This is a genomic window from Vibrio nigripulchritudo ATCC 27043 (assembly GCF_000222685.1).
In the GTDB taxonomy this organism is placed as follows: Bacteria; Pseudomonadota; Gammaproteobacteria; order Enterobacterales; family Vibrionaceae; genus Vibrio; species Vibrio nigripulchritudo.
Genome location: NZ_AFWJ01000332.1, coordinates 1 through 19,094, shown reverse-complemented (window position 1 = coordinate 19,094; position 19,094 = coordinate 1). Strand labels below are relative to the sequence as shown.

The 19,094-nt window shown below is 47.3% G+C and carries 15 protein-coding genes and 1 pseudogene; 12 read left to right on the top strand and 4 right to left on the bottom strand.

Annotation, left to right across the window (positions count from 1 at the left end):
- Both RH89_RS28530 and RH89_RS28525 read right to left on the bottom strand, forming a co-directional pair.
- A pseudogene (locus RH89_RS28530) lies at positions 1-1,198 on the bottom strand (hypothetical protein); the annotation flags it as partial.
- Between the two features lie 8 nt (positions 1,199-1,206).
- Positions 1,207-2,163, bottom strand: a complete 957-nt coding sequence (locus RH89_RS28525; RefSeq protein WP_004409508.1) for an AAA family ATPase — start codon at positions 2,161-2,163, stop codon at positions 1,207-1,209.
- Positions 2,164-2,393: 230 nt separating this feature from the next.
- Between RH89_RS28525 and xsc the strand changes: the two genes are divergently transcribed.
- From xsc to RH89_RS28480, 8 genes are all read left to right on the top strand, one after another.
- Positions 2,394-4,202, top strand: a complete 1,809-nt coding sequence (gene xsc / locus RH89_RS28520) for a sulfoacetaldehyde acetyltransferase (protein WP_004409506.1) — start codon at positions 2,394-2,396, stop codon at positions 4,200-4,202.
- A 282-nt stretch (positions 4,203-4,484) separates the two neighbouring features.
- Positions 4,485-4,892, top strand: coding sequence for a nuclear transport factor 2 family protein (locus tag RH89_RS28515; RefSeq protein ID WP_004409505.1), 408 nt, complete (start codon positions 4,485-4,487; stop codon positions 4,890-4,892).
- 30 nt (positions 4,893-4,922) lie between these two features.
- Positions 4,923-6,365: an NAD(P)/FAD-dependent oxidoreductase gene (locus RH89_RS28510; protein WP_038147770.1), complete on the top strand. Its 1,443-nt coding sequence runs from the start codon at positions 4,923-4,925 to the stop codon at positions 6,363-6,365.
- A gap of 174 nt (positions 6,366-6,539) precedes the next feature.
- On the top strand, positions 6,540-7,496 hold the full coding sequence (locus RH89_RS28505; protein ID WP_404819627.1) for a TRAP transporter substrate-binding protein: 957 nt from the start codon (positions 6,540-6,542) through the stop codon (positions 7,494-7,496).
- Between the two features lie 125 nt (positions 7,497-7,621).
- Positions 7,622-8,194: a TRAP transporter small permease gene (locus RH89_RS28500; RefSeq protein ID WP_022591432.1), complete on the top strand. Its 573-nt coding sequence runs from the start codon at positions 7,622-7,624 to the stop codon at positions 8,192-8,194.
- A gap of 15 nt (positions 8,195-8,209) precedes the next feature.
- Positions 8,210-9,553: a TRAP transporter large permease gene (locus tag RH89_RS28495; RefSeq protein WP_004409497.1), complete on the top strand. Its 1,344-nt coding sequence runs from the start codon at positions 8,210-8,212 to the stop codon at positions 9,551-9,553.
- Between the two features lie 236 nt (positions 9,554-9,789).
- A complete protein-coding gene (locus RH89_RS28955; protein WP_004409495.1) occupies positions 9,790-12,648 on the top strand; it encodes a lamin tail domain-containing protein in 2,859 nt (952 codons plus the stop codon).
- Positions 12,648-13,181 (top strand): hypothetical protein, encoded by a 534-nt coding sequence (locus RH89_RS28480; protein ID WP_004409493.1) that lies wholly within the window; start codon positions 12,648-12,650, stop codon positions 13,179-13,181. Before RH89_RS28955 ends, RH89_RS28480 begins: the two co-directional genes overlap by 1 nt.
- A gap of 133 nt (positions 13,182-13,314) precedes the next feature.
- Here the strand turns inward: RH89_RS28480 and RH89_RS30460 are convergent, their stop codons facing one another.
- Complete coding sequence (locus tag RH89_RS30460) at positions 13,315-13,587, bottom strand: IclR family transcriptional regulator domain-containing protein (RefSeq protein ID WP_004409487.1); 273 nt, start codon at positions 13,585-13,587, stop codon at positions 13,315-13,317.
- On the bottom strand, positions 13,538-14,110 hold the full coding sequence (locus RH89_RS28475) for an IclR family transcriptional regulator (RefSeq protein WP_004409485.1): 573 nt from the start codon (positions 14,108-14,110) through the stop codon (positions 13,538-13,540). Before RH89_RS28475 ends, RH89_RS30460 begins: the two co-directional genes overlap by 50 nt.
- 126 nt (positions 14,111-14,236) lie before the next feature.
- On the opposite strand from RH89_RS28475, the gene RH89_RS28470 reads away from it, so the two are divergent.
- Genes RH89_RS28470 through RH89_RS28455 form a run of 4 tightly spaced genes read left to right on the top strand, consistent with a single transcriptional unit; the run spans position 14,237 to position 18,729 of the window.
- The gene (locus RH89_RS28470; RefSeq protein WP_004409483.1) at positions 14,237-15,193 is read left to right on the top strand and encodes a tripartite tricarboxylate transporter substrate binding protein; all 957 of its coding nucleotides are present in this window, start codon (positions 14,237-14,239) and stop codon (positions 15,191-15,193) included.
- A 45-nt stretch (positions 15,194-15,238) separates the two neighbouring features.
- Positions 15,239-15,679 carry a tripartite tricarboxylate transporter TctB family protein gene (locus RH89_RS28465; protein ID WP_004409482.1) on the top strand — a complete coding sequence of 147 codons (441 nt, stop codon included), beginning with the start codon at positions 15,239-15,241 and terminating at the stop codon, positions 15,677-15,679.
- Between the two features lies 1 nt (position 15,680).
- Positions 15,681-17,180 carry a tripartite tricarboxylate transporter permease gene (locus RH89_RS28460; RefSeq protein ID WP_004409480.1) on the top strand — a complete coding sequence of 500 codons (1,500 nt, stop codon included), beginning with the start codon at positions 15,681-15,683 and terminating at the stop codon, positions 17,178-17,180.
- On the top strand, positions 17,164-18,729 hold the full coding sequence (locus tag RH89_RS28455) for a gamma-glutamyltransferase (protein WP_004409479.1): 1,566 nt from the start codon (positions 17,164-17,166) through the stop codon (positions 18,727-18,729). The genes RH89_RS28460 and RH89_RS28455 overlap by 17 nt, the downstream gene beginning before the upstream one ends.
- Positions 18,730-19,094: the final 365 nt, after the last annotated feature.

Here is a 19,094-nt window from a genome sequence, read left to right as displayed (position 1 = left end):
TGAGACGGAATATGAGCCAGTTGGGTGGCGCGCACCAGAACATCGATAATAAAGTGACGGATTTGATGTGCAGGCGCATTGAACCTGAACAGTCCACCAAAATAGCCAGCTCTGCATTGGGCTTTGGTCGATTCGGTCTGGTGTAAAACACCCGATTCTCCGTTGGAGAGGCAATCAGCTGCGTCAATCGACGTCCATCTAATCTGCCTGCTTCTTCACCATACTGATAGTGCGGCTCACGAGGCAGTGCAAAGCGCTGGCACAACCGCTGAGCGATTCGCCGCACGGATAGACCTGATTGTAGAAATTCAGAATCTAACTCTTGTCGATATTCGTTCAACAAGGCAGACCGAACCAAAGTAGCGGCGCCGCGTTCTTCATCGAACGTTCGTGTAAATACGTGGTAATCCTCTGAAGCTATGGAAACTGATTTGGCGTTGCCAAGTTCGGCAACTGGCATAGAGGCGTCAATTTGAGATTCGCTGTCCACCAGCAGTTGAAACACCGCTCGGTTATTGGTTGGGGTCTGACTCACTTCGTCTTCAAGCCATTCATCAATATGCTCGGCGGCGAGCGTGGCTATCTCATTTGCATGCTGAGCAAAATCTTCCTGACTTTGCCTGTTTTGACGAAGACCAAGCAGTGCGTTCCCCATAAGAGGGGCAAGCCACATTCGTGTGGCTTCGATCTGGTCTTCGACTCCTTCAGGCAAAGGCTGGCTGCTAAGTCGGGAACGCACCATATGGACGATGGAGAAAAGCAGTATGCCAACCTGACTTTCCAATAAACCCGACTCTACAAAGCCAGAGGACCAACGTTCAAAATTTGCGTCTAGATTGTGTATCATGCCTTGATGCAGTGGCGACACTCGGTTTTCCACCCGAAGCTGCTCAAGAAAATCGAATACCCAAGCCGCCACGGCGTGACGGGGACGAGTTTGGTGGAAAAGAGGTAAATCCGTATGCATGAGATGCAAAGCCCAGCCATCTACCATGCCTCTTTGTGCATCCTGCCCTTGTGGTAACGGGTACCATTGCAAATGTGCAGCAAGATAGACCAGCCGCTTACCATTTAAGTAAAGATGGTGACCTCTAAGATCAAGGTGCTCTTCGTCGAGTAAAGAACGTAAAGTGGATATCATCAGTTCCCGCTGGAGCTGCTTCGATTGTTTCGCACTGATATTCTCTTTAAATGCCATAGCGACCATCACTCAGAAGGGAACAAGTCGCGTCCAAAGCAGCGTTGATAATATTCAGCCAATATCGTCTGTTCAGATTCTTCGCATTTGTTGTAGAAAGAGAGACGAAACGCCAGCTCGCAACTTGTGAAAATATGGCAATTCTCTGCCCAACTGATCACGGTTCGCGGCGACATCAGCACAGAGAGTTCACCCGTCGCAAACCCTTGCCGGGTCAGTGTTGCCATCGCAATCATACGGTCAACTAACGCTTTGCCTTCTGGATTATTTTTTTCAGGCACCCGAGCCAAAACGATCTCGGCTTCTTTGTCAGCAGGCAGATAATCGAGCTTGGCAATCACATTCCAGCGATCGAGCTGAGCGTGGTTTAAAACCTGGGTACCGTGATACAACCCATTGAAATTCCCAAGCCCGACTGTGTTGGCCGTCGCGAACAATCGAAACTGCGGGTGTGGCGTGATCACCCGGTTCTGCTCCATCAATACCAGTTTGCCTTCTTTTTCCAGAAGCCGCTGAATAACGAACATCACATCGGGTTTGCCTGCATCATACTCATCCAAAATTAACGCGACGGGTCGCTGCACCGCCCAAGGCAAAATGCCTTCTTGGAATTCTGTAACCTGCTTTCCCTCTTTCAGCACAATGGTGTCTTTGCCTACCAGCTCCAAACGGCTGATATGTCCATCCAGATTGACTCGCAAACAAGGCCAGTTCAAACGCGCCGCCACCTGTTCAATGTGTGTCGACTTGCCAGTGCCATGCATGCCTTGAATCAAGGTGCGTCGGTTGTGAGTAAACCCAGCCAATATCGCCAAGGTCACTTCTTCGTTGAACTGATACGCCCGGTCAACTTCAGGCACATCGGGTGTAGGTTCTGAAAATCCGGCTACGCTCATGTTCACGTCCAAACCAAAGGTTTCCCTGACCGAATACTGGGTCGTGAGCTGATCCCTTCTCATCTCCATCGTTTATCCCTTTCTTCATTTTCCACTCATTGTTCATCAGCCAGTGTCGCTTGAATACCGTCCATACCCATTTTTGATATGCAAATATCGTTTTATGGAACAAATAATTCCAATTTGAATATTTTTATTGACGTTCAATTTTTGTCCAATTAGAGTAATGTTAAATTTCAGTTAACGAGATATTTGATTCCATATTTTGAAATTTGACTTACTTCATCAAGGAGAATGAGATGAGCGAGAAAACAAGAAGCGTGGTTGAAGGACAAGCACGCATGACCCCTTCCGAGGCATTTGTAGAAACACTGGTGGCGAACGATGTTCAGGACATGTTTGGCATTATGGGTTCTGCATTTATGGATGCGATGGACATCTTCGCCCCTGCTGGCATTCGCTTGATCCCAGTAGTACACGAGCAAGGCGCAGCGCACATGGCAGACGGTTACTCACGCGTTTCTGGCCAACACGGAGTGGTGATCGGGCAAAACGGTCCCGGCATCAGTAACTGTGTCACCGCTATTGCGGCTGCATACTGGGCACACAGCCCTGTGGTTATCGTTACGCCAGAAACCGGCACCACCACTATGGGTCTGGGCGGTTTCCAGGAATGTAACCAGCTTCCTATGTTCCAGGAATTCACAAAATACCAAGGGCACGTTACCCACCCGGGTCGTATGGCGGAATACACTGGTCGATGTTTTGATCGCGCCATGAGTGAAATGGGTCCTACTCAGCTCAACATTCCCCGTGATTACTTCTACGGCGACATCAAATGTGAAATCCCGAAACCGGCACGCTTAGATCGAGGTCCGGGCGGCGAGCAAAGCCTGAACGACGCAGCAGACATTCTGGCTGAAGCAAAATTCCCAGTGATCATCTCTGGTGGTGGTGTTGTCATGGGCGACGCTGTCGAAGAATGTAAAGCGCTGGCTGAACGCCTAGGTGCGGCAGTGGTTAACAGCTACCTGCACAACGACTCATTCCCTGCCAGTCATGAATTGTGGTGTGGCCCGCTTGGTTACCAAGGTTCTAAAGCCGCAATGAAGCTGATTTCACAAGCAGACGTGGTGGTTGCTCTGGGTTCTCGCTTAGGTCCATTTGGCACCTTGCCACAACACGGCATGGACTACTGGCCAACCAACGCCAAGATCATCCAGATCGACGCAGACAACAAGATGCTTGGGTTGGTGAAGAAAATCTCTGTCGGCATTTGTGGCGACGCCAAAGCCGCTGCCGTGGCACTGACTCAGCGACTGGATGGTCGCAACCTTGCCTGTGATGCCAACAAGCAAGAGCGCTTTGCGAAGATTCAAGCAGAAAAAGCCGCTTGGGAAGAAGAGTTGGATAACTGGACGCACGAAAAAGATGCTTTCAGCTTAGACATGATCGAAGAAAACGCTCAAGAAACCCCATTCTCTGGTGGTGAGTACCTACACCCACGCCAAGTCTTGCGCGAGCTAGAAAAAGCCATGCCTGAAGATGTGATGGTGTCGACTGACATCGGTAACATCAACTCCATCGCCAACAGCTATCTTCGCTTTGAAAAGCCACGCAGCTTCTTTGCAGCCATGAGCTTCGGTAACTGTGGTTACGCCTTCCCAACCATTATTGGTGCCAAAGTAGCTGCGCCACACCGTCCTGCCATTTCTTATGCCGGTGACGGTGCCTGGGGCATGAGCCTGGTTGAAACCATGACCTGTGTTCGCCACAACATTCCGGTCACCGCGGTGGTATTCCATAACCGCCAATGGGGCGCAGAGAAGAAAAACCAAGTGGATTTCTACAACCGCCGCTTTGTCGCTGGTGAACTTGATAACCAAAGCTTCGCAGACATTGCCCGCTCTATGGGTGCTGAGGGTATCACGGTCGATAAGTTAGAAGATGTGGGTCCAACTTTGCAAAAAGCCATCGACATGCAAATGAACGAAGGCAAGACCACCATCATCGAAATTATGTGTACTCGTGAGCTGGGCGACCCGTTCCGCCGAGATGCTCTATCAACCCCAGTGCGTCACCTCGATAAGTACAAAGATTACGTGTAACAGGCAGCCGCTGCTGGGCAGTTTTTAAACTGTCTGGCGGCCTTTAAGAACTTTGAAATCCTTGGGTTTTCGGTTCAAAAATCACGCTAAGTTGTAAATGCTTTGTTAAAAAATATTGGTATCTATATCTCAATATGGAACGTAATGTATCGCATATTGAAATAATAAAACTGTAATCTAGCGAAACAAACGGTTGTTGAATCTGACTTCATTCAGGGCGTTTTTCCTGATTTTTCTCTTATCGATTCATGTTTGTTCTGCCCATTTTGAAGGAACAAGAAAATGAACACTAGCAATCAAGATCAAATCACAATTCAAACACTTCAAGGATTTAGCGACGCTTGGAATGCTCACGACATTGAAGCTTTACTCAGTTTCGTGACCGACGATTGCGTGTTCCACACCGCCGCAGGTCATGGGCTGCAAGGCAACACATTCACAGGCAAAGACGCGTTGCGCGATGCGTTTGCTGTAGTTTGGAAGAATTTCCCAGATGTTGAGTGGAAAGACCCTGTGCATTTTGTCTCAGGAGATCGCGCCGTCACTGAATCAACGTTTTGTGCAACCACACCAGAGGGCGGCAAAATTGAAGCTCGTATGGTGGATGTGTTTACCGTTCGCGATGGAAAAATCCAAGTGAAAAACGCGTTCAGGAAAGATCGTCCCGTCTTATCCGAAGACGTCGCATAGTCAATGGAGAAGGTGATGAACTCTGAATCAATGAACGCCAACATGGTCGGAGGCATGGAGACCCAAGGGAAGGCAAACCGCCAATCCCATAACCCCTACGACCCAAGTTACGATCCACTGACACGCCATAATCCGGGCACAGGTCAAGCCTACGCACCAACATACTGGATTGGCACCGCTGGCACTCCTCCAGAAGACGATGGTCCTATTCTGTCGGATACCGATGCCGACGTAGTGATCATCGGTTCGGGTTATACCGGATTAACGGCGGCCATCTACCTCGCTGAACATTACGGCATTCGCGCGACCGTATTGGAAGCCAATAAAGCCAGCTGGGGATGCAGTACCCGAAATGGTGGGCAAGCTCAGTGTGCCAGCGGTCGCTTGAAACGCTCGCAATGGATCCAACGTTGGGGATTAGACACCGCATTGAAGATGCACCAAGAATGTCTGGATGGCATGGAAACGTTCAAAGAGCTCATCAAAGACATCGACTGTGATCCGCAACCCGGCGGGCACCTGTACATTGCGCACCGCAGCAAAGTGATGCCAACGTTGGAGAAAGAAGCCAAACTGCTGCGCGATACCTTTCACTACGATGCTCAGATTATGGATGCAGATACCGTCAAAAAGCAATTCGTCGACGACAAAGAAGCAGCAGGTGCCATGCACGAACCGGAAGGCATTGGCATTCACGCTGGAAAACTGGCGTTTGGTTATCTTGAAAAAGCACGTCGTTTGGGGGTCAAAGTACACACCAGCAGCCCAGTGATTGGGTGGAAATCGGAAGGCGACGTCCATTACATCAAAACACCGGGTGGCATTGTAAAAACCCAAGCCGTTGGCGTAGCGACTGGTGGTTACACTTCTCAAGGGTTGCATCCAGAACTCAAAAACCGCCTGCTGCCCATTTTGTCCAATTCGATTGTTACTCGTCCGCTGACGGAAGTAGAACTGGAACAATGCAACTTCCTCACCAAGCAAGTTCTTACCGACACTCGTGTGCTGCGCCACTACTATCGTTTGTTGCCAGACAACCGCGTGCAAATCGGATCGCGCAGTGCCATCACCGGAAAATCGGCACCAAAAGACAAATTCAAACAATTTCTTATCAACGATTTACACCGTAAATTTCCGGCACTAACGGGCATTGATATCGACTACTCCTGGTGGGGGTGGGTGGATGTCAGCCACGACATGATGCCCAGAATTTTCCAACCTAATCATCGTGAGTCCATTTACTACGCACTGGGCTACGGCGGTAACGGCGTAATGTACTCGGCTCAGGCAGGAAAAAGGCTTGCCCAGTGGATTGCTGGTGAAGGCAAACAACTCGACTTACCTATATTTCAATCAAAATTGCCGTTTCCCAACGTACGTGAAGTGGTGGAATCCGAAGCGTTTGCACCGTTTCGCCGTCTGGGACAACGTTTTCTTTACAAGTGGTATCACTTGAAGGATGAGGTGCTGTAAACCGCACCCATTTTACATCGACAACTGAGGAGAATAGCGAGAATACAGGGGCGTCTTGCGGGTTTCGTTCACCCTTTAAACAGCGAATTCGCGAGCTACGCAAAGATCGAACATGGAAGAAAGGTTACAACAATGAAACTGAACACAACAAAACTGATCTCTTTGGGGGCGCTGATGGCAGCCGTTATCGCCGCTCCGGTCGTCTCCGCCAAAACATTTAAGATGGCACTGGGCGATGCAGCAGGCGGTACTCAGTGGGAGCTGGGCACCAAATTCAGTGAATTAATGGAAGAAAAAACGGGCGGAAAGGTCAAGCTGGATCTGTTCCCGAATGGTCAATTGGGTAACGAGCAAGATACGGTGAACAACGCCGCCATCGGTTTGCTGGATTTCTCGGTACTGGCTATTAATAACGTGACGCCGTTTTCTCCTACCGTTGGCTTGTTGACCATGCCATATCTTATCCAAAGCGCGGAAGAAGCGAAGTCGTTGACGCAAGGTCCTGTTGGTGAAGAGCTGATCAAAAACACCATTCGCGATGCCAATGTTCGTATTGTTGGCTGGGCATATTCTGGTTTCCGTGTGCTGACTAATTCTAAGCGCCCAGTCAAAACGCTAGAAGATCTTAAAGGGCTGGTGATTCGAGTACCGAAGAACGACATCATGATTTCGGCCTATCAGGCTTGGGGCATCAACCCAACACCAATGGCGTGGTCAGAAACCTTTACCGGCTTGCAGCAAGGCGTGGTAGACGGGCAAGACAACCCATACATCACTGTACATGCGATGAAGTTTAACGAGGTGCAAAAGTACATCACCAACATCCGCTATATCTTCTCTATCGAGCCCTTGATTGTGAGCGAATCAATCTTCCAGGAGCAGTCCAAAGAGGTGCAAGAAGCCATTTTAGCAGCAGGCAAAGAAGCGACCGAGCACAGCTATCAATTCTTGCTGGAATCTGAAGACAAGATTCGCAAAGACTTAGTGGCAAAAGGCATGGTGATTACAGAACCTGCCAACAATGAAAAAGAGTGGATTGACCAAGTCACACAAAAGGTTTGGCCGAAGTTTTACTCCAGCATTGGCGGAAAACAAAAGCTGGATGACACGCTGAAATCCCTAGGTCGATAAATCCATCTATCGCCACAAATTACGCCTTACACGAGGTATTGAGGCTTTGCCCTTACATACTCTCCAACACATGGCACCCCCACCTTTTTAGGTGGGGTGCCTTTCAAGCTCGCAGAGGCAGCGTCATGAAGTCATTCAGGAAACATCTAAACAACATTGAGGAGTACACATGCTGCTTGTTACTCGCCTCTTTCGTGATTCTTTTGTTTTCGCAGATCGTACTGCGACAGTCTATCCAATATTCGATTCCGTGGGGTGACGAAGTCGCCACCTATATGTTCGTTTGGTTCGCCTATTTAGGGGCAGTCGTGGCGGCAAAAATGTCGGCACACAACCGCGTAAGCTTTCACTTTCGCTTTTTCCCACCAGTGGTGAAAACCGTTTGTGAAACCATTGCAGACCTCATTTGGGTCGCGTTCAACTTGTATTTCGTCTATCTCAGTTACGATTTTGTGTTCAACAAAATGAACCTCTTCTGGAAGTCCCAAACCACCGGGATCCCAATGAAATATTTCTACCTGATTTTGCCCATCGCCTTCTTCTTAATGTCGGTGCGCATTCTGTGGAACAACTACGAAAAACTGGTGCTGGGCATTGAAGCGACAGACCCGGAAAGTGAAGAGATTCAAAAGCATTCGTTAAAAAACGACTTTCTTAAAAACAAATTTTCGAAAAGCACGGCCTACAAGGCTGAGTAAGATGGAGCCCTACGCATGGAAGCCTATTTAACTCTGATTCTATTTGGCAGCTTTTTGGTGCTGCTGATATTGGGAGCACCGATTACCGTCTCCCTTGCGGGCGCTTCAATGGCAGCCTATTTACTCTTAGATAAAAACCCCATCGCCTTGGTACAAATTGCGTTCACTTCGGTAGGCAATTTCCCATTGATGGCTCTGCCAGCGTTTGTGCTTGCCGGGGCACTGATGGAAGCAGCAGGCATATCGCGACGGCTGGTGGACATTGCCGAGAATTTAGCAGGACCTGTCACTGGTGGATTAGGTATGGCAACCGTGGTGGCATGCCTGTTTTTTGGTGCGATCTCCGGTTCAGGTCCTGCGACCACCGCTGCCGTAGGCATGTTGATGATTCCTGCGATGGTGAAGCGCGATTATGAAAAAAGCTACGCGTCTGCCGTCACAGCTGCATCGGGCGGATTGGGGATCATTATCCCCCCTTCAATCCCCTTGGTCATCTTTGGTATTTCTTCAATGGGTTTAATGCCGCCACCTGAAGCAATTGCCGAACACGGCACGTTTTCTACCGTCTCTATTCCCAAGCTTTTCGTAGCTGGTGTACTACCGGGATTGATCATGGCGCTATCGCTGATGGCGACTAACTATTTGATCGCTAAGAAAAGGGGTTACAAAGGGTTAAAAGAGAACTGGGATCCCAAAGACATTCATAGTGCAATGAAGAAGGGCGTGTGGTCTATCTTGGCACCGTTTCTCATTTTAGGGGGGATATACAGCGGTATCTTCACACCGACAGAATCTGCAGTTGTCGCGATTTTCTACTCACTGTTTGTCGGGCTATTTCTTCACCGAGAGCTCACCTTTCAAAGCATCATCAAATCGCTTTCCACTACAACGTGGATAACGGGCCGCGTGTTGCTGATTCTTTTCGCTGCCACTGTTTTTGGCCGCCTTCTAGTGGAACAAAAAATCCCAGTGGTGGTTGCGGATTCACTGCTTAGCCTGACCGACAATATGTACTTAGTGTGGACACTGACCATCAGCTTGCTGATCTTCATTGGTATGTTTATGGAAACCCTGGCCGCTATTATGATCATCGTGCCAGTGCTGCTGCCGATCATGTACATGCTTGGGGCAGACCCCACTCACGTCGGCATTGTGGTGGTGTGTGTATTGTCGATTGGCTTCGCCACTCCACCCCTTGGGGAAAACATCTTCGTGGCATCGGGAATTGGCGGATCAACAGTCGAGCAGATAACGGCAAGAATTCATCCGTTTGTGATTACCTCGGTGATCGCGGTGTTTATCATCGCTTTCTTTCCGAGTTTGTCGTTATATTTACCTAAGTTGGTCGGGTTTCCATAAAGCTCAATACAAAACGCCCGAATATTCTTTAGATGAGCCAGCCCCGATAAAAACTACTCTAAGACCTTCAAACGGAGGTCTTTTCTTCATCTATAAGCTCAAATATTCATCTCATAAATATTTATAATGAGATCCTCTCCCGCAGTTACCCAAACTTACACTCTGTTAACAGAATCCGTAGTAGTATCGTGCGCTGAAAACGAAAACATCATTACACAGTAGTCGAGCGGTAAATCATGACGAAAACGTTTCTGAAGATAAGTACTCTTTCTCTGGCAGTTGCGCTAGCGGGATGTGGAGGAGGAGAAGGTTCCAACAATGGTCAAAGTGGTTCAACTCCTCCAAATAGCAGCACCAGTAAGGAGCTGAACGTTACGGCTATTGATGGTTATCTGAGAAACGCCAAAGTCTGGTTAGACCTTAATAACAACTTTGCTCACGACATCAATGAGCCCTTGGCAATGTCGGGTACAGGCGGGAAGGCTACCCTGGATGTGACTAATATCTCATCGCCTTCTTCTTACCCTGTGGTTGTTGAAGCGATAAAAGGCACAACGATAGATGAAGATTCAGGTGCACCCGTTACCCGGAATTTTTTGCTGAGTGCGCCTCCTGGCGACCTGATCATTACTCCTTTAACTACGTTACTCAAACAGAAGATGGACCGTGGTTCTTCTGCCGAGCAAGCTAAGCAAGCCGTCGCGTCCGAATTACAAATTGACGCTTCCAGCATTTCAAAAGACTACAAATCAGAAAACCTTGCCGATGTTGCGTTTGCCGCTCGCGTTTTGGTTCATCAGTCTTTAATTCCAGAATCTCAAACTGTAGCTAATGCGCGCAAACAAAGTGCAGACACTGCAGTTCAGGAAAAAATTGATGCAATTGGGCAACTCATCAAATCAGAAAAATCAAAGCCAAGCCCAAGCTTCGACAATAAAACTGTTCAGATAACCACCTCTAACAACACAACTACGGCAGTCATTCAAAACGATCGTGATAATGACGGTTATTGGGATCACAAAGACACACAGGGAAACATGCTTTCAGTTACAAACTGGAACCTAAATACTCATGGAGCCTGGCCAACAGGCGCTGACCTCTTTCCAACAGATCCAAATGAGTATGCGGATTCAGACGGTGATAAAGTCGGTGACAATAGCGATGCATTTCCCAATGATGCATCGGAATCCAGCGATACCGATGGCGATGGGGTTGGTGACAACAGTGATGCTTTCCCAAGCAATCCTAATGAACAGAAAGATTCCGATGGAGATGGTGTGGGTGACAACAGTGACGCTTTCCCAAATGATCCTAATCGCTCAACGCTACCGACTTTGATCATCAATGAGGTGTCCACGACTCGATACATTTCGGACCAACGTTGGGTAGAAGTTTACAACTCGGGCAGTAAAGACATTGACCTTAGCCAATATGTATTGAAGTCGGGGGCGATCCGTAATCAGTACAGTCAGTTGAATAATTACAGTTTCCCGCTACCTCAAATCATACTGAAAAAAGGGGAGTACATTCTGCTTCAAGCAAAGGCTATCAATAATGCCTATGCGGAAACCGGCAGTTCAAATCAGGTTATTACCATTACTGAAAACAGCTACGTGCCCTACTGGACAGACAGTGGCTTTGTCGAAATTGTTCAGGTCAGCAATAATCAAACTGTAGATTTCGTCCGTTTTGGTTTAAATACAACCTCCCCGACATCTGGAAACAACTGGGCAGGTACATCGACTATTGAACGACTGCCACAAGTTCTTGGCAGAAGCTTATCGCGCCCCCAAAATCATACTGATACCAATAAAGCGGAAGATTGGGCAGTTGTCACCTTTGCTACACCAGGCGGCATCAACGACGTCAATCACTGTACGTCAGATACCGATAATGACAACGTTCCGGACTGTGCAGAGCGCCCCAATACAACTTACGCAGGCATGGACATGTATGGTTGGGGAGCTCGGGAAAACCAACCCGACATTTTCATAGAAATTGACTACATGGACCCCACAAATGGCAATCGTCAGGTGGCTGATGAGGGCATCATTCCACATAAAGAAGCACTCGACAAAGTGAAGTTTGCATTCCAGAACCAAGGTTATTCGCTGCATTTCGATACCGGATCACTGCACGGTCAGGATCACAACCTAGGTGGTGGTAATCAGGTGCCTTTCTCTCCTGGTATCAGTCTGAGCCGTTCTTACAATCCGGTGACTCTACAAAGCTACAAAATTGAGCACATGGATATACGCCGTCGACTGGTCTTCTATTACATGATGTTTGGCAACAGCCAGAACAGAACCGGGGCATCGGGGTCTTCAGGAATCGCAGAGATCAACGGAAATGACTCCCTTATTACATTAGGGAATTGGGGACTTAATAGTCTTTCAGTACTTGCCAGAAATACCCTGATTAATTTCCAGTCTGGCACCATCATGCATGAATTTGGTCACAATCTGGGTCTTCTTCACGGTGGCAATGAAAACCTTAATTTCAAACCCAACTACTACAGCGTGATGAACTACATGTATCAGTTGGAGGGGCTTTCAACACTTGGTCAGGCAGAGGGAGATCGCTATTACTTAACGAACTATGAGCGAAGGCTTGCCAATCAAAATTGCCGGAATACGCCTCAAAATTATGCGACCAGTACATCAGAGTTGATCAACGGCCCCTATGGCTCGCCAGACAACTTTAAAATCGATTTCTCAGATGGTTCTAGTCAGCCACTGGACGAAACGAATCTGGATGAAACAAAAGGGCTGGGGCGCAGCGTAACAGACAGGGTCGACTTTAACTGCGATGGTGATAGCAATGACACCGCAGTGTCACTGGATCTCACTAATGTGAGTGCCACCAGCCAGACCAACGGTAAGACCAGCCTGACTGATTTTAACGACTGGGGTGCAGTTAGCCTGAGGTTCCGAGATACATACAGCGGCAATACAGGCGCTTATCGCGTAACTTCCCAGAACTCGGAGCAAGTTACGCACGACTATTTAGCAAATGACAGTCAGGAATATATTGTGGAAGCGGCACCTTCTGCCGAATTTTTTGAACGCTTGAGAAAGCTAGGGGTTATTGATTGATGTTAAAGTTGCTGAGCGGGATATTCATATTGGGCGTTTTGACTGCCTGCTCCGAAGCAGGTGCGGAGAAACCCGTCAATCAGTTTTCGGTCAAAAACGAGCAGCTTCTTTTTGAGAAAAAATTCGTTGATGACTGGAACGTTAACCAGAACGTACCAAGCTGTTCAGATTGCCGAAAAGAGTCTCAAATCAAATACCTGCCCGATGGTCCTGAAGTGTATGAAACCTTTCTCAATAGTTCAGGGATTCAATTCATGCTAGGCAAAAACATTCGTCACCTTTTTGATATTGATTTAGGGAACGACATCGTCACATTCCGTTTTTCTATGATTAATGGTGATGTGTATTTGCAAGCGGAAAATCAAGAACCTAAGCCAGTCTCTGAGGATGCTCAGCTTCAGTTAGACATCTCGGATCATCGAGTCAACTTTACGTTTTCAGATATTTACATTCCAGAGCCAACACCAGACACAATTTCAAACGAACAGCCTAAGTTTTCCGTGGATTTCTATTTGACGACTTCAGCTAAATAACCTGAACTCAGGCTCACTACTTATTGAAATAACAGTAAAAAGGCGACCATTGGTCGCCTTTTTTGGGGAACTTGATTGTCCAGTAAACAGCAGGACAACCCTATCGATCGCACTCTGTCCTTGTCTACTGCTCTTATAACCCCAACCGATTATTCGGGTTTATACGGATAGCGACGTCACGCATCAATGGCAACAAATCTTGCTTTAAGCGCTCTTCGTCCCAAGAAGGTGTTTGAACCACCGCAACCAAGCAGGCTTTAACTTCGTGATGGCTACCGTAGATAGGCACGCTTAAATTCAAGTTACCTTGTCTCACTTCTTGGTGAGTGATACAGAAACCTTGCTCTCGTGCTGTGTTAACTTCTTGAATAATTTCGTTGGGATCCGTTTGAGTGTAAGGCGTCACCTTTTTTCAGATTTGAATGCTCAAGGTAATGCTGGACCGCTTCTGAAGTTTTGGAAGATAAAAACAGTCGTCCTGATGTTGTGCAAAACAGTGGGAGCCTAAATCCGGGAAAGTCGTTTTGGTAAGCTTCTTTATTGCTCTGTAAGGGAATCAAATAAGCTATATCGTCTTGAAAGGGCACACTTAATCCAATCCGTGCGTCCACTTGCTGCCTAAGCTGCACGATATGGGGGTAGGCAGCGTTAATCAGAGGATCAGAGCTTAAAAACTGGCTCGCCGGAAATAAAGATCGCATCGCGACTTTGTACCGCTTCGAGTCCGGATCTTTCACTAAATACCCTAAAGTTTCCAGTGTATATATGTAGCGCTGAGCCGCGCTTTTTGTCATCCCAGTAAGCTTAACAATTTCTGTGAGAGAAAGGCTCTCTGCAGTACCAATGAAGCTCTCTAAAACAACAAACGCTTTCTCTACTGCCCCAACATAAAGTGCGTTATTTTTGCGCTCTTCGCTCGTGCTTTCCATTGCTCATCTATCCTCAAAATATTGCATTGCTCAATTTTTACACTTGACAACATTATTAACAAGATCGAAACTAAATATCACAATACAGTAACATGTATTACAATGCAATACTAAAGGGAATTTATGATGAAAAGGATTTTTTCGATTTTAACTTTAATATGGTTAACCGTTTGGAGTGTTCATAGCTCGGCAAACAACTGGCCAAAACGCAATATCCAACTTACGGTGGGTTACGGTGCGGGTGGAACGACAGATTCGACAGCACGCGTCCTTGCTAAACTGTTGGAAGACGATCTTGGTAAAAAGGTGGTTGTCGTGAATAAACCCGGTGGCGGCGGTGCGGTTGCTGCATCACTGGCTAAAGGCGCTCGCCCCAATGGCTACGCACTATTTACTTTCACAACAGGGGCTGCTGTGCTGTCCCCACACATGCAAACACTGCCTTATGATCCATTGAACGACTTCACATTGATCGCACAATTTGCTCAATGGAATTTGGGGATTGTTGCTCCCGCGGATGCGCCATACGACTCACTGCCTCAACTCATCGATTACGCCAAAAAACACCCAGGAAAGCTGAGCTATGCCGTTGCCGGATCGGGTACTCCGCAACACCTAACAATGGAAAGGCTGGCAAATCGCGAATCGTTAGAATGGAAAGCCGTACCTTTTAAAGGAGGGGCGGCATCGGTCACAGCATTACTTGGTAAACATGTCGACTTTATGGTTGGTGCTACTGAGTGGCTACCCCAAGTTCAGTCGGGAGAATTTAAGCTTCTTGCCATCATCACCGACAAAAAAATGAAGCAATTCCCAGACGTTCCAACGCTGTTAGATCTTGGTTATCCAATCAGCGCGCCCTCTATTTTGGGTATCGCTGGGCCAAAGGGCATCCCTCAAGACATCGTCGAAAAGCTCAGTCTATCGATACTAAAAGCCAGCGGCTCTAAAGATATGGAAGAAATTATCCAACGTCTGGCAATGCAAACAAGCTACCTCGGCCCGAAAGATTTTCGCTCTAAGGTAGAACAGGAATATGAGATTCAGGGCGCCATCATTCAACAAGCAGGTCTTGGAAAATAAATGGAGGTTGGCGAGCTTGCTCTGAACTAGCTCGCCACTATAAAAATGACTGAACGTAAAAATATAATTGCATCATGTGCGCTTGTTGGGTTTTCTGTTGCACTGATGGTTTATTTAATCCCAACTCAAATCGTCGAGTCTAGTGGGGGGTTATCGCCGCGGCTTTTCCCCTACGCCGCCTGTATTGCAACAGGTCTTGGGGGAATGGCGCTGTTTGTTAGATCTATTCGCCACCCAAGCTCTACAAGCCCAGAAGTGAAAAGCACTTTCAACCTATTGCCTTTGTCTGTGCTCTGTAGCCTAGCGATCTTTATTTTCCTATTTGAAAAAGTGGGCTATTTCGTTTCTGCACCTGTACTCATCGCCGCATTAATGCTGATTTACGGAAACCGAAGCCCGCTCATTGTACTGACGACAACCGCAGTTAGCAGCATCTCGCTTTATGTGATGTTTGTGTATGGGTTGAACTTATATTTGGGGGGATAAAATGATCACAGATATTTTCTCTGCCATCGTTGTTGTATTCGAGTTTCAAAACCTATTGGCGATCTTTATCGGCGTTGCATTTGGTATATTCATGGGCGCGGTTCCGGGTCTGACGGCCACCATGGGTATCGCGTTGGTGATTCCATTAACCTACAACCTGGATACCATTACTGCTTTCTGCATTTTATTAGGGGCCTATAAGGGCTCACTCTACAGTGGGTGTATACCAGCAATTTTGATCAATACCCCTGGTACTCCCGCCGCAGCCGCCACGGTTATGGATGGTTTTCCCCTAACCCAAAAAGGGCGAGGTTCAGAAGCGATGGGAGTTGCATTATGGTCGTCCGTAGTTGGTGACGTAATTTCCACTATCGTTTTGATCTTTGGTGCGGTCTTTCTCGCTAAATTTGCGACGAATTTTGGTCCTGCTGAATTCGCTACGTTAGTCCTATTTTCTTTGAGTATTGTCGCCAGCGTTTCCGGTAATTCATTAATAAAAGGCCTTATTGCTGCGTCGTTAGGCTTTTTGTTTGGTACCGTTGGACTGGATCCCATTCATGCCACACCGCGATTTACCTTTGGCTCCGTCAATTTGATGAATGGTATATCCATCATGGCAATGCTAATCGGATTATTCGCCGTGTCTGAATTGCTGGTCCGTTCGGAAGACATATGCAAAAAGAGGTCAGACACCCCATTAGCCAATAGGATTAGGGTGACATGGCAACAAATTCGCGCCCTATTTCCCACTATTTTTCGCGGTTCAATCATTGGTACTGTATTAGGAGCTATCCCCGGTCTTGGCGCAACACCAGCCGCATTCCTCTCCTACTCTGAAGCAAAAAGAAACGCCAAGCAGCCTGAAGAGTTTGGAAAGGGGTCGCTAGAAGGCGTCGCGGCATGCGAATCGGCAAACAATGCCACTTGCGGAGGTGCTCTTATTCCTCTTATGGCTCTTGGTGTACCAGGAGATGTTACGACAGCGGTTCTACTGGGCGCATTTTTGATTCATGGATTGGCTCCAGGGCCGATGTTATTTACGGACAGTATCGACTTGGTTTACGCCATATTTATCGCCCTACTGACCGCTGCACTGATGCTGCCATTATTAGGTGTTATAGCTATTCGGCTGTTCTCGCATATCACCAGAATCAGCCCGTCGATCTTGTACCCTATGATCGCCATACTCTGTGTTTTGGGTGTCTATGGGTTCAATTCCAGTATCACCGATCTCTGGGTCATGCTGTTCTTTGGCTTACTCGGGTACGTAATGAGAAAATTTGAATTTCCTCTCGCGCCTATGATGATCGGCTTTGTTTTAGAGCCAATAGGAGAAAGCTCAGCACGTCAAGCACTTACTATCTCTTCGGGCGACTGGTCGATATTTTTCTCGACCCCCATCTCTGTCTTATTCCTCGTATTAACGGCAGCTTCCATCATCTTAATTGGTTATCGCACCATTCAAAGTAAAAGGACTTCACACAGTGGATCAGATAAGTAATAGCTTAAAGCTGTCTAAAAACACCTTACATTCCAATAAAGGTATGGTCACTTCTCAAAACAAGCTCGCTTCACACGTTGGTGTCGATATTTTGAATCGTGGTGGAAACGCGGTTGATGCTGCAATTGCCACGTCTTTTGCTCTTGGTGCGGCAGAGCCCTGGATGAGTGGTATTGGCGGTGGTGGGTATATGATGGTGCTAAAAAAAGGTGAGCATAACGCGCAGGTCATTGACTTTGGTATGCGATCTCCCGCTAATCTCAACCTCACCGACTACCCGCTCACGTCTGAAAAAGGCGGGGATCTTTTCAATTGGTCACGGGTTAAGAACGACCACAATATCAAGGGCGCAAAGGCAGTGGCCATACCCGGTTGTGTCGCAGGTATGGGGTTGGCACATGAGTGTTTCGGGACACTTGACTGGTCCTCACTTATCCAGCCTGCTATCTCTTTGGCCAAGAAGGGGTTATCCGTGGATTGGTATTGCCAATTGATTTTATCTGGTGCTGCCGCCGACTTGTCGGCGTGTCAAACCATGAAAGACACTTTTTTTGACGATTCGGGTTTTCCTAAATCCTCACCTTGGAATGTATCGACACAAAATATCTGCCATTTAGAAAAGCTGGCATGTTCTTTAGAATCAATTGCTAAAAATGGCAGTACTGAATTCTATGAAGGGGCGCTTGCCCAATCCATCGTTGCGGATTTAAACAGATTGGGCGGTCATCATACCCTTAACGACTTTAAGAGTTATCGAGCGCAACTCAAAAATGCAACCCGATTTCTCTATCGCGGCAACCATGTGTACATCACACCGGATATGACAGCTGGACCGACACTCAAGCGGGCGTTTAACTTACTAGAAAGAGCCTTACAGCCAGGTCAGTCTTTAAATGCCAAAGCTTACTCAGCGTTTGATCAGGTTTTTAGAAAGTCTTATCAAGAGCGGTTGGTCGAAATGGGAGACATCGAAAGTGAGGGGATGCCGAGTTGCACCACACACTTTAATGTCATCGACAGCGAGGGCACTTTGGTTTCCGTGACCCAAACATTGGTCTCTATTTTTGGTTCGAGAATCATGCTGCCAACTTCGGGAATCATCCCGAACAATGGGATCATGTGGTTTGACCCGGAGCCTGGGAAACCCAACTCCCTAGGTCCCAACAAAAAATGCTTATCCAATATGTGCCCAGTACTCATCGCTCGAAAAGATGGTACATCATTCGCGATAGGCGCATCAGGAGGGAGAAAAATCATGCCCGCAGTTGCTCAGCTTTCCAGTTTTGTTATGGATTACAACATGAACGCCCATCAAGCAATGCACGCCCCCAGAATAGATACCAGTCAACCAGACAAAACCTATGTCGATGAAGCACTGGGAAAAGAGATTTTGGCAGAACTTGAAGGCGTGATTGATCACTCGGAAGCTGTTAAGAGATCCGTTTACCCTTATACCTTTGCATGCCCATCGATTATAGAAAGCACACGTGCAGGCAATTTCGGTATAACGGAAATTAGCTCTCCGTGGGCAGATTGCGCCACTCAGTAGCGGAGTTCTCAATAAACAGTCACCAACACTGTTTGTTTTGTGAACATTTATGAATATGGAGTGAAAGCAAGTGAGAGTCTATGCCAATTAAGTAAGAAGTGCTCTCATTTGCAAAACTGGCTCGCTTGATTGCTCTATCATTAGATTCCTTCCTCAGTTAAATCTGTATGCGAACGCATTATGTGAAGCCTCTTCACTTTTGCCTTTGGCTAGACAGTTAACAAGGAATAAGTTAATGAAAAATAAATACATCCTACCTATTGCAGCCATTGCGCTTGCATCCACTTCACTGACATCTCAGGCAAAAACGTTGGATCTCCCTCCTGGCTGTGAGTATGGACGAGTAAAGTCTTATGACTTTAAAT